The organism is Streptococcus sp. E24BD, from assembly GCF_041807825.1.
In the GTDB taxonomy this organism is placed as follows: Bacteria; Bacillota; Bacilli; order Lactobacillales; family Streptococcaceae; genus Streptococcus; species Streptococcus entericus.
The window spans coordinates 19,374-31,813 of sequence record NZ_JBGTZB010000006.1; the positions used below are offsets into that span (position 1 = coordinate 19,374).

Annotated in this window: 11 protein-coding genes; all 11 read right to left on the reverse strand. The window is 47.8% G+C overall.

What is annotated here, in order from left to right; translation table 11 throughout:
- Nucleotides 1-8 precede the first annotated feature (8 nt).
- Complete coding sequence (locus tag ACERC5_RS02320; RefSeq protein ID WP_373660054.1) at nt 9-893, reverse strand: aspartate carbamoyltransferase catalytic subunit; 885 nt, start codon at nt 891-893, stop codon at nt 9-11.
- A gap of 66 nt (nt 894-959) precedes the next feature.
- Nucleotides 960-1,589, reverse strand: a complete 630-nt coding sequence (pyrE, locus tag ACERC5_RS02325) for an orotate phosphoribosyltransferase (protein WP_373660055.1) — start codon at nt 1,587-1,589, stop codon at nt 960-962.
- Complete coding sequence (gene pyrF, locus ACERC5_RS02330; RefSeq protein WP_373660057.1) at nt 1,586-2,272, reverse strand: orotidine-5'-phosphate decarboxylase; 687 nt, start codon at nt 2,270-2,272, stop codon at nt 1,586-1,588. Before pyrF ends, pyrE begins: the two co-directional genes overlap by 4 nt.
- Nucleotides 2,273-2,597: 325 nt before the next feature.
- Nucleotides 2,598-3,521, reverse strand: coding sequence for a permease-like cell division protein FtsX (ftsX, locus tag ACERC5_RS02335; RefSeq protein WP_373660058.1), 924 nt, complete (start codon nt 3,519-3,521; stop codon nt 2,598-2,600).
- Nucleotides 3,514-4,206 (reverse strand): cell division ATP-binding protein FtsE, encoded by a 693-nt coding sequence (ftsE, locus tag ACERC5_RS02340; protein ID WP_018369163.1) that lies wholly within the window; start codon nt 4,204-4,206, stop codon nt 3,514-3,516. Before ftsE ends, ftsX begins: the two co-directional genes overlap by 8 nt.
- 210 nt (nt 4,207-4,416) lie before the next feature.
- Nucleotides 4,417-5,521 (reverse strand): peptide chain release factor 2 gene (gene prfB, locus ACERC5_RS02345; protein ID WP_373660059.1). Its coding sequence is split into 2 segments (ribosomal slippage): nt 4,417-5,448 and nt 5,450-5,521, totalling 1,104 coding nucleotides; the frame shifts between segments, so codons are not numbered across the junction.
- 111 nt (nt 5,522-5,632) lie between these two features.
- Nucleotides 5,633-6,760, reverse strand: coding sequence for a tRNA epoxyqueuosine(34) reductase QueG (gene queG / locus ACERC5_RS02350; protein ID WP_373660060.1), 1,128 nt, complete (start codon nt 6,758-6,760; stop codon nt 5,633-5,635).
- A 123-nt stretch (nt 6,761-6,883) separates the two neighbouring features.
- A complete protein-coding gene (locus tag ACERC5_RS02355) occupies nt 6,884-7,642 on the reverse strand; it encodes a hypothetical protein (RefSeq protein ID WP_373660061.1) in 759 nt (252 codons plus the stop codon).
- A 90-nt stretch (nt 7,643-7,732) separates the two neighbouring features.
- The gene (locus ACERC5_RS02360; RefSeq protein WP_373660062.1) at nt 7,733-10,420 is read right to left on the reverse strand and encodes a cation-translocating P-type ATPase; all 2,688 of its coding nucleotides are present in this window, start codon (nt 10,418-10,420) and stop codon (nt 7,733-7,735) included.
- A gap of 200 nt (nt 10,421-10,620) precedes the next feature.
- Nucleotides 10,621-11,013 (reverse strand): DUF1934 domain-containing protein, encoded by a 393-nt coding sequence (locus ACERC5_RS02365; RefSeq protein ID WP_373658224.1) that lies wholly within the window; start codon nt 11,011-11,013, stop codon nt 10,621-10,623.
- A 72-nt stretch (nt 11,014-11,085) separates the two neighbouring features.
- Nucleotides 11,086-12,273: a methionine adenosyltransferase gene (metK, locus tag ACERC5_RS02370; RefSeq protein WP_373660063.1), complete on the reverse strand. Its 1,188-nt coding sequence runs from the start codon at nt 12,271-12,273 to the stop codon at nt 11,086-11,088.
- Nucleotides 12,274-12,440 lie beyond the last annotated feature (167 nt).

A 12,440-nucleotide genomic window follows, 5' to 3' on the forward strand; every position in this document is an offset into this window, starting at 1 on the left:
TGTCCCTCCTATAAGTTGTTGCCGGTGATGATGTGCTCTAAAATCGCCTGCCGCATGAAAACACCATTGGTCATCTGCTCAAAAATAACTGACTTGTCCGCTTCCACCAACTGGCTAGCAATCTCCGCCCCACGGTTAACAGGAGCAGGGTGCATAACAATCGCCTCTTGTTTGAGTTTCTTGTAGCGTTCCAAGGTCAGCCCATAAGCCTGATGATAGCTTGTTATGTCTGACAATTTCGTTCCAAAATGCCGCTCATGCTGCAGACGTAAAAGCATGCAGACATCCAACTCTGGTAAAACGGTGTCAAAATCAACCATTTCACCTAAGGTCTTATCCTCAAAAGCTTCTGGACCGACAAAGACAACCGTCGCGCCTAGCCTTTTCAAGGTATGGTAATTGCTTCTGGCTACTCGAGAGTGCTTGATGTCGCCAACAATAGCTACCCTGAGCCCTTCAATGCGACCAAAACGCTCATAAATGGTCATCAGATCCAACAGACACTGGCTGGGGTGTTCACCGCTGCCGTCACCTCCGTTGATTACTGGCACCGTCAGACCCGCTAGTTCATCAGTATAATAATTCTCTTTAGGGTGGCGGATAACCAGCACCTGACAACCAATAGCTGCCATAGTCTGACAGGTATCGTAGAGACTTTCGCCTTTGTTGACTGAGGAAGTATCCGTGTCAAAATTGATAACACGAAGCCCCAGTTTTTGCTCTGCCACCTCAAAACTGTGCTTGGTTCGGGTCGAATGTTCAAAAAAGAGATTAGAAACGAAGAGATCTGAACGATGCAGGGGTGGGCTACCTGCTTTCAGCGCCAAAGCTCGATGGATTAGTCCATAGACTTGCTCAGTTGTCAGGTCCGACATGCGGATAAGGTTGATCATCACAACTCCTTTCTTACCCCGTAGGGTTGGTTTAGGGAAAATAGCTGAGCTAAACAGATGAGTTTTCTAGCTCGTGTCAATACTCGGCTTATCAAGTTCTTGAAAAAAGTGCTGAACCTGAGATAAGTCCGATTGTGCTAAATAGCCCTCTTCAACAGCCAACCTCAGCAAGGTTTCTCGGTCAGACAGGGTGTACAGTGGCACATTTGCTGCTGCAAAGGCCTTCTCGGCTCTCTTGAGCTGATAGGTAAAAATCGCCACAACTCCAACCACTTCAATATCAGCTTGACGCAAGATGTGAACGGCCTCCAAAACACTACCTCCAGTTGAAATCAAGTCTTCAATCAAGACGACCTTGGTGTTTGGGATTTGATACCCTTCAATTTGCTGGCTACGACCGTGCTTCTTTTGACTACTTCGGACATAGCCCAGTGGCTTATTGAGATGGTCTGCTAAGATCGAAGCCATCGGGATACCTGCCGTGGCAGTCCCCATGATGGCGTCATAATCTAGGGATTGAATCTGGGCAACTAAGGCATCCTTCACCTGACGACGTTGTTCAGGAAAAGCCAGTACACGGCGATTGTCACAGTAGATCGGCGACTGTATACCGCTAGCCCAAGTAAAGGGCTGATCTGGTGATAGAAAGACAGCCTTAGTCTCTAAGAGCAGTCTTGCAAGAGCAGTTTTTGTCATAGAAGTTCCTCCTCAATAGCTAGATAGGTTTGGTAAGGGTGTGCTGATTGGCTGATGCTGCGCCCAACGACAATATAATCAGACCCAGCTGTCTTGGCAAGAGCCGGTGTCGCTACCCGTTTCTGGTCAGCTGCTCGGCTATTTCCAAAAGAAATCCCAGGCGTCACACAGATAAAGTCCGCCCCACAGGCATCGTGAATGGCTGCTACCTCATGGACACTGCACACCACCCCGTCCATACCAGCTGCTTTAGCGTTGCGAGCGTAAGCTAAGGTTGTCTCTAGGGCAGGTTGAGAGAGACCAAGCTCTTTCTGGAGTTGCTGATCATCAAGCGAGGTCAGGATGGTCACTGCAATACAGAGGCTATCTGGATTGACTAACTTGACAGCATTGACAGCCGCTGTCATCATGGCTATGCCACCTCCAGCATGCACATTTAGCATGTCCGCACCCAGTGTCGCCAGTTGGGTCATGCCTTGGGAGACGGTGTTTGGGATATCGTGGAGCTTGAGGTCAAGAAAAACCTGAAACCCCTTAGCTTTCAACTCACGAACAAAATCAGCCCCCAGAGCGTAGTACAGCTCCATGCCAACCTTGACATAGATCGGTTCTGGAAAATCAGCAAGCAAATCCCATGCTTGATCGGCAGTAGGCACATCCAGTGCCAGTATGGTTTTTGTCATCACGCCTCCTTAATTAGCCTCAGGCAACAAAAAAGTGCCCTGTCATCGACAAGGCACCTGTAAATGGCTTCACAACAAGTTGGATACAGCAAAGACATCATCAGCAATAAAATTTCTGGTGCATGCTCTTTGACTGCTAGGGTCAGCTGGTTGTTTTTCTAACGTTACCCTATCGTTCGGGTAACACAATAAAGCCTAGAAAACATAACCATTTTCCCATACGCTATTTGTCAGATTCAGTTACCTTGCTCGCCTCTCTGGACGAATTTAAAGATATTCTGAATTGATTCTAGCATATTCTAATAAAAAATGCAAGAGATTTTGTTTAGAATTTCAAATATTTACGGACAGATAGGCTAGACCCAATCGCACCAATCACAATCCCGACAGCAAATAGTCCGCCGACAACATAGTATAGGAAAGGCACTGGTGGGTACAGAGAAAGGTTCTGCACAACTAATCCAGGATTCCATTCGCTATAGGCAAAATGGTAACCAAAATAAACCAATAAGGCAGGCATGATCGCCCCAAGTAAGCCTACAAGAGCTCCCTCAATAAAGAAAGGTCCGCGAATATAGCCGCTCTTAGCACCAACCAAACGCATAATCTGAATCTCACGGCTGCGTGAGATAATGGTCATTCTGATGGTATTGGAAATAAAGAATATGGCCATGACTAAAATGAGCGCTGTAATGCCTACCCCCCAAATTCGAACAGTATCCGCCAATTTGAAGAGAGCTTCAGCTTTCAGACCGCCGTAAGACACTGAGTCAACCCCAGCAATTTTTTCAATGGCAGCTGTGACCGACTTAACTGAATCAGGTGTCTTAGTAGAAACAATGTAAATATCTGATAGAGGGTTATCCTGATCATAGATTTCCCAAGCTTCACCCATGGTTTGTTTCAAAGCAACGAGCTGCTCATCCTTACTAGAAAAGGTGATTTGGTCAACATCTGGCAAGGCCATGATTTGATCATAAACCTTGTGATAATCAGGGTTTGGCACTGTTTCTCCACGGTCATTGACAATCGTTTCGTTATTATCCGTTGATTCGTACAAAAGGAAAGTGTTGATTTGAACATTGCCCTCAACGCCTGTTGTTAGGCGTTCCGCATTGATGATAATAACTGAGAAGAAAGCCAACAGGGTCAAGGTTAGGCTAACAGATGATGTCGCAATCACACTCATCAAGCCGTTTCGAATCAATCCTTTCACGGCTTCCCAAAAATGTCTAAATGGTCTAATCATCGTAACCGTAATCTCCTTTCTCTTGGTCTCTGACCACGCGCCCATTTTCAATAGCGACAACGCGGTGGCGCAAGGTGTTGACAATCTGGCTGTTGTGGGTCGCCATTAAAATAGTTGTCCCTTGCATATTGATACGCTCAAGAAGCTTCATGATTTCCCAAGAGTTATCAGGATCAAGGTTACCTGTCGGCTCATCAGCAATCAAGAGTTTCGGATTGTTAACAATAGCTCGCGCGATAGCCACACGCTGTTGCTCACCACCTGATAATTGGTCAGGAAAGGCACGCATCTTGTGCTTGAGACCAACAAGTTCTAGCACTTCAGGAACACGTTTTTTGATGGTTTTACGTCTTTCACCGATAACTTCCATAGCGTAAGCGACATTCTCAAAAACAGTCTTACGGGGCAGAAGTTTATAGTCTTGGAAAACAACGCCAATCGAGCGACGAAGATAGGGCAGGTGTTTGGGTTTGAGGTTGGTGACATCAAACTCACCTACCTTAATACGACCACTGGTCGCCTTTTCCTCGTGATAAATCAGTTTGATAAAACTTGATTTACCAGCCCCTGATGGGCCAACGATATAGACAAATTCGCCTTGGTTGACATCAAGGTCAACACCGCGCAAGGCAGTTGTCGAGCGATGGTATTTCTTGGTCACATCGCGTAATTCAATCAGTGCCATAGACACTCCTTTCGTTTTTCAGCTCAGAGCAGTTGCTCAGCTCTGCTATTTCTCAGAAAATCCTAAACCTAAGAGGTTCAGATAAATAAGAATGCAAAGGGCAGAACTTCTCCTCACTCTCTCGTTTTCAAGCTCAGGCTAAAACAAGCCACTGGCTTTCCCTCGCTACCTCATTTTCAAGCTCAGGCTAAAACAAGCCACTGGCTTGTTTTACTCATCCACACCCATTTTCCACTTGAGGTAGGCGTCGATAAAGCCATCGATCTCACCATCCATGACCTTGTCCACCTGAGCAACCTCATAGCTGGTCCGATGGTCTTTGACCATGGTGTAAGGGGTAAAGACATAGGAACGAATCTGGCTGCCCCATGTGATTTCTTTCTTGTCACCTTTGAGGGCAGACACTTCAGCCGCCTTTTTCTCTTCTTCCAACTGATAGAGCTTGGCTTGGAGCATCTTCATGGCTCTGTCTCGGTTGCCGTACTGGGTGCGGTCAACAGTTGAAGCGACAACAATTCCTGTCGGAATGTGGGTCAAGCGCACCCCTGTTGAGACCTTGTTGACGTTCTGACCACCTGCACCACCTGAACGGAAGGTGTCTATCTTGACCTCATCATCACGGATAGCAATCTCGATGTTATCGTCTAACTCCGGCATGACCTCAACAGAGGCAAATGAGGTATGACGACGTTTCGCCGAGTCAAAGGGTGAAATCCGCACCAAACGGTGAACCCCCATCTCTGACTTTAATAAACCGTAGGCATTTGGCCCTTGAAAAGACAGGGTCACTGACTTAATCCCAGCCTCGTCTCCCGCCTGATAGTCCAAGGTTTCTACCTTAAACCCTCTAGCATTGCCAAAACGCATGTACATGCGAAGCAGCAAATCACCCCAGTCCTGAGCCTCAGTACCACCAGAGCCTGGGTGAATCTCCAAAATAGCGTTGTTGCTATCATAGGGTTCTGATAAGAGTAGCGTCATCTCGTAGCTGGTCATCAGACCCTCAAGCCTCGTCAAACTGTCAGACAACTCCTCCAACAAACTCTCGTCCTCTGCTCCCATCTCCAGCAGCAACTCGCACTCGTCGCAGAGCTCCGTCATGTCATGAAAGGTCTGGTAGGTTGTTTTGAGGTCATTTAGCTCCTGAGAGACCTTTTGCGCCGCCTGATTATCATTCCAAAAATCTGGCTCAGTCATAAGGTGCTCTAAGGTCGCGATGTCCTCTTCCAAACGGTCGAGGTCAAAGAGACCTCCCAAAGCTGGTTAGCTTTGCACGCAGGTTCGCAATCTTGTTGCGGCTGTCAATCATATCCATAGTTTACCTCGCTGGTTCTTTTTTAGGGCAATAGCAGAGCTGCACCCCAGTGTTAGTCCGTTTCGGTTAATTGGCAGGAAACTGCCATAACTTTTCTATTCTATCATATTTTTAGCTAACTTGCCATTTTTGAAGCAGTTGCTCACGCTCCGTCAGAATATCAGCGTTGTCCGTCTTCACCGCCAGCACCAGCTCTAGCATATCATCGTTCGGTGTTTTGATGATTTCCCCCAAGGCCCAAAGCGCTGTCGCCGTGTGAATGGGGTTATTGTTTTTATCAATGATTTCCAAGAGCTTGACGACTGCTGTCTTGTCGTGAGCATTGGCAAGGGCGATGATGGCATTGCGTTGGAGGATATTTTTCCCTCGCCAAGAACCGGCAATCATGCCAAACTTTTCCTTGAAGGTCGAGTTGGTCAATTCCAAGAAGGGAATCAGCTCTGGCCAAGCCAGTTCAGGGTCAATCTCGCTGGCCAAGGGATTATTTAACCCTTTATTGTAAGGGCAGCAGATTTGGCAGATGTCACAACCATAGATAACAGTCTTGATTTTCTTGCGAAATTCCAGCGCCATCATGCCCTTGTCCTGGGTTTGAAAGGATAGACAACGCTTGGCGTCCATGCTCCCATCCCCAATCAAACAGGACGTCGGACAGGCATCCAAACACCGCCTGCAGTCCCCACAGTCATAGTCCACAGGCTGGTCGGGCTCAATCTCCAGATTAGTAATTAGCTCTCCCAGATACATATACGAGCCGTATTCTTTGGAGATGACCAAGCCATTTTTACCGATGAAACCAATCCCTGCTCGTCTGGCTACCGCTGTATCAACCAGAGCGCCCGTATCCACCATGGCCTTGTGCTCTAACGGAAAAGCCTTGCACAACTCTCGAATGCCTGCTGCTAAACGATTGAGCTTGTCTTGGAGAACATAATGGTAATCAAGTCCCCAGCTGTTTGGGGTGATTTTACCTCGCTTGTAATTGGTCTTTTGAGGTTCAATCGGCAGTTTATGGGGGTAAGCAACCGCTATGGAGATGATGGTTTTGGCTGATGCCAAGCTCAGCTTGGGATCCAAACGTTCCTCAATGTTTTTGTGCTCAAAGCCTGACAACCTGTCCTCATCAGCTGCTGCGCGCAAGCTTTTCTCCAAATACGAAAAATCATCAGCCGTGGTAAAGCCGATTTTTGAAATGCCAATCTCTCGCGCGAGTTGCTGAATCTGAGCCTTTAAATCCATACTCTCATTGTACGCCAAAAAAGTGACAAGCGCAAGAAGCTAGCGTTACAAGTTGGTGACATAAAAACCAACCCTTTCGGATTGGTGAACAAGAAAACTGTTTGACAGATGAAGATACCCAGTTCAGACAGAATAGCCAATCACCTCTCGACAGATGGTATCAATCGTCTCGCCATCGACACTGTCAATCCTCATGCGGTAAACGTGATGCAAGCGTGGGTTGTAAATTCCAAGATAAAGAAGTTGCTTAAAATGATCATCATAAGATTGGAGACCCATCAAGTAATAAACGAGTACCTGAAGGGTGTGCTTTGCTGTTGGCTTTGCCTTACTTACCTTAAAATCCCACAGGGTATCACTGGTTAAAAAGTCTCCATCCCCACTATCAATGGTTTCTGTATAACCTCCCAGCATGTTAAAACCGTCTTTAATAACAGGACCATAATGCTTGAAAAAGACTAAACTTCGCTCGACCATTATTCGAATATTTTCAATAGTCCACATATCCGGAACGATGCTCTCAACAGGCTTATAACCAGAGCGATCAGCACGGAAGACCACATCATAGCCGACTAATTGACAAGCGCAAGTAATGGAATAACTATCCAAACCAATGATGCTCTCCAACAATTCCAAAGCATGCTCAAGTTCATCTATCATCTGAGCACCATAGAGGGAAATCCGAAACGTCTCCTCAGCCTTTGTACCCAATGTAAAACGCGTTAAATAATCAACCACCAAACCAACCAAGCTGCTATGGATATTTTCAGCAGGCGCTAACTCTTCACCAATAGGCAACTGAGTGACCTCAAAACGAGATGGTTTAACATAACCACCTCTTGGTTGTTTAATCGCACTGATACGTTGCGTAACAGAAACCATCATTCTCTCCCATTTTTTTTGATTTTATTATATCATATCCCCCTTCTCTGTCAAGAAAAAAAGAACCCAGCGAATCGCTGAGTTCGAGGGTTAAATCGCATTCTTATCTTGTCCAGTCGCACGTTGCACAGCCTTAACAAGCTCAACCACCACAATCATGAGACCTGCACCGATGACTGTTACCAGCCATTGGGTCGGTGTCAGCACCGTCACGTGGAAGAAGGTGTTAAAACCTGGCACCACAATCGTTGCCATCAACATGAGGAAGGCCACTACAATCGACCAGTTGAAGAGCTTGTTCTTAAATGGACCGACTGTAAAGATAGACTGGTAAACAGACTTGACGTTGAAGGCGTGGAAGAGCTGGATGAGACCAAGGGTCACATACGCCATGGTCAAAGCGTCTGCGTGGATGGCATGATGGTCACCTGCATGCTCTGGGAACTGCAAGGCAAACCAGTAAACCCCCAAGACCAAGATGGTTTGCAGGATACCTTGGTAAATGATGGCTCCTAGCACGCCACCTGAGAAGAAGCTGGACTTGCGTCCACGAGGCTTGTGGCTCATCACACCTGGCTCAGCAGGCTCCACACCCAAGGCAATGGCTGGCAGGGTATCGGTTACCAAGTTAATCCAGAGCAGGTGAACTGGCTCCAGAACGTCCCAACCAAAGAGGGTTGCAAGGAAGATACAGAGCACTTCTGCGGTATTGGCTGACAGGAGGTACTGGATGGTTTTCTGGATATTGGAGAAGACCTTCCGACCTTCTTCAACTGCGACGATGATGGTGGCAAAGTTGTCATCCGCCAGCACCATGTCAGAAGCACCTTTTGAAACTTCCGTACCTGTGATACCCATCCCGATACCGATGTCAGCTGTCTTGAGCGACGGTGCATCGTTGACACCGTCACCTGTCATGGCAACAACCTTGCCTTCATTTTGCCAAGCCTTGACAATCCGCACCTTGTGCTCAGGCGATACACGGGCATAGACAGAGTATTGCTTGAAGACTTTTTGGAACTCTTCATCGGTCAACTCATTGAGCTCTGCTCCTGTGAAGACGTGATCTTCCGTGTCATTCGGATCGATGATCCCGAGGCGCTTGGCAATAGCTTCCGCAGTATCCTGATGGTCACCTGTGATCATGATTGGACGGATACCCGCTTCTTTTGCCACAGCAACAGCTTGCGCTGCTTCTGGACGCTCTGGGTCAATCATACCGACCAAGCCTGCGAAAATGAGGTCATTTTCAACCACTTCTGTCTCAAGTGTCGGAATGCTGTCCACATACTTGTAAGCCATCATGAGGACACGAAGTGCTTGCTTGGCCAGCGATTTATTGGTCTCAAGGATGGCTTCACGGTCAGCGTCTGTCAGGGTACGCACCTGACCACTGTCCTCAATCTGGGTAATCCGCTTGAGGAGCTGGTCTGGCGCACCTTTGACCGCTACAAAGTAGCGACCATCTGCCTGTTGGTGAATAGTGGACATGAGCTTACGCGTTGAGTCAAATGGCAACTCTGCCACACGTGGTTCCCCTGCTAACACCTCACGCACATCAAAGTTCTTGTCCAGACCAAACTGCACCAAGGCTGTCTCCGTCGGGTCACCGATGAGCTTGCCTGATGGGTCAATCTTGGTGTCATTGGCAAAGTTCATGACACGAAGGGTTGAGTTGCTAGCATCAAACGCCGCTGACGCATTGAGCAATTCACCATTTGTATACACCTTCTCAACGGTCATCTGGTTCATGGTCAGAGTACCCGTTTTATCCGAAGCGATTATCTCCGTCGAACCGAGCGTTTCCACCGCTGGCAACTGACGGATAATGGCATTCCGCTTAGCCAATACTTTTGTACCAAGTGACAAAACAACGGTCACGATAGCTGGCAGTCCTTCTGGAATAGCCGCAACCGCAAGGGCAATCGCTGTTGTCAACCCTTTCAGAGCTGGCGTTCCTTGGACAAAGACACCAACAGCAAAAGTAATAGCTGCAATCACCAAGACCGCATAGGTCAGCACCTTAGACAACTGATGGAGGTTTTGCTTGAGCGGGGTATCGCTCTCATCTGCGTTTGCCAACATACCAGCGATATGACCGACCTCAGTGTACATCCCTGTGTTGGTCACGACACCAGAGCCTCGACCGTAGGTCACGTTTGAGTTCTGGTAGGCCATGTTGACACGGTCACCGATCAGAGCATCCGCAGCCAAGGTGACTGTCAAATCTTTCTCAACAGGAACTGACTCACCCGTCAGAGCAGCTTCCTCGATTTTCAGGGAGTTGGCTTCCAAGAGACGCATATCCGCTGGCACCACATCCCCTGCTTCTAGCATGACGATGTCGCCAGGCACCAAGTCTTTTGAGTCCACTTCGATGACATGACCGTTCCGACGGACACGGGCAACAGGCGAAGACATGCTCTTTAGGGCTTCAATGGCAGCTTCTGCCTGTCCTTCTTGGTAAACACCAAAGGCAGCATTTAGAACGACAACGGCTAAGATGATGATGGCATCCGCCAAGCCGTGCATCCCTTCTGTCACTACGGTCAAAATCGCCGCTGCCAAGAGGATGATAATCATCAAATCCTTAAATTGGTCGATAAATTTCTGCAAGAGGGTGCGTTTTTCTCCCTCATCGAGCTCATTGCGACCATAGTCTGCTAGACGAGCCTTCACCTGATCATTGGTCAGACCATCAATGCTGGCCTCCAACTCTGCCAACACGACGTCTTCATGCTTGGCATAATAGGCGTCACGTTTTTGTTCTTTTGACATGTGTTCTCCTTTTCTAGTCTTTTTCCATGTCAATAGAAAAAGACCTGTTTTTTCTAAAACAAGTCTCGCGGTTTCAGACAGCGCCGGAAAATAATTTTCGGAATGACGACCCTGCCCAGCTGTTGCCAGCTGCTGCTACTCCCTTGAATATGTCTACTAGTTTACCAAATCATCAGCAAAATAGCAAGAATTTCGTCAGTTTATTTTTGCCAAGAAATGTGTAACTCATAACTAGCAAAAGGCTGCTGAGCTTCTGGTGAGGGCAAGAGGTCATAACTGACAAGAACGGTTTGCTGACTTGCCGATAAGTTAAACGCTCTGCTATTGGTCACTAACCGCTGAACCCCCATCGGTGTCGGAAGATTGGCCGTACCGATGCCGCCAGCAACCAACCTCAGTTGCGTCAAGGGAGCGGAATAACGGGTCATCAGCAACTCATTAGTGTTGAGCTTGATGATAACTTTCTCCCCCTCGCTGTTATGGTAAATCAAGTATAGCCAGTCACCTTTGACGACTAAATCGCCTGTATGCGTTTCGTGAATCAGCTCGACATCATCATCTATCTGAATTTTATTTTGAATGGTAATCTGCACAAAGCCTCTCCTTAATCTTTCCCTTTATTTTACCAAAAAAGACCAGCCGTGGCTAGTCTTCTCATCTTTGTCTTATTGCACTGCCTTTTTCAGATCTTCCACCTTGTCCAAGCGCTCCCACGGGAGGTCAATATCTGTCCGCCCCATGTGGCCATAGGCCGCTGTCTGACGATAAATCGGACATTTGAGATCCAGCATCTGGATGATGCCAGCTGGTCGCAGGTCAAAAACCTCTCGAACCGCAGCCTCTAGTTGGCTCTCCGCTACCTGTCCAGTACCAAAGGTATCAATGCGAACAGAGACAGGGTGGGCAACTCCGATGGCATAGGCCAGCTGGACTTCTGCTTTTTTAGCCAAACCTGCACCGACGATATTTTTAGCGATGTAACGGGCAGCATAGGAAGCGGAACGGTCAACCTTGGTCGCATCCTTGCCAGAAAAAGCACCGCCACCATGACGAGCAAAACCACCATAGGTATCCACGATAATCTTTCGACCCGTCAGACCAGAATCTCCCTGCGGTCCACCAATCACAAAGCGACCCGTCGGATTGATAAAGAACTTGGTCTCTTCATCCAGATACTGAGCTGGAATCACCGCCTTAATCACCTGTTCGATCATATCTTTGCGGATTTGCGCATTGGTCACCTCTGGGTCATGCTGGGTCGAGATAACCACCGTATCTACGCGGACTGGGCGGTCGGTTTCATCATACTCCACCGTCACCTGCGATTTGGCGTCTGGTCGTAGGTAGCTGATGGCGCCTGATTTGCGGAGTTCGGCTAATTTCCGAACCAAGGCATGGGACAGCGAGATAGGCAGCGGCATGAGTTCAGGCGTTTCATCAATGGCAAAGCCGAACATCAGCCCTTGGTCTCCCGCACCGATGAGGCTCAGGCTATCCATATCACCATCCCGCACCTCTTGAGCTTCATTGACCCCTTGGGCAATATCTGGAGACTGCTCAATCAAGGATGGGTGTACCCCGACCGACTCAGCTGAAAAACCATAGTCATTTTTAGTGTAGCCAATCTCTGCGATGGTATCTCGTACCACCTTGTCAATATTGACATAGGCTGTCGTTGAGATTTCCCCAAAAACATGCACCGTCCCTGTGTAAACAGCCGTCTCTGCTGCCACGTGGGCATCTGGATCTTGGGCTAAAACCGCATCCAAAATCGCATCTGAAATCTGGTCAGCAATCTTATCAGGATGCCCTTCCGATACTGACTCAGACGTGAATAATTTCCGTTCTGACATAAAATGTCCCCCCTAAAATGATGTATGCTCGTATTGACTAGGTCAACCACCAGCACCAAGACGGGAGGACACAGCAAAAAACAGCCTATCCCCCCTAAAACGAGTTACAAAGCACTAGCTTGTGGTCAGTCCCTCATAAACAATACTCGTCATGAGCAAGCAATTGC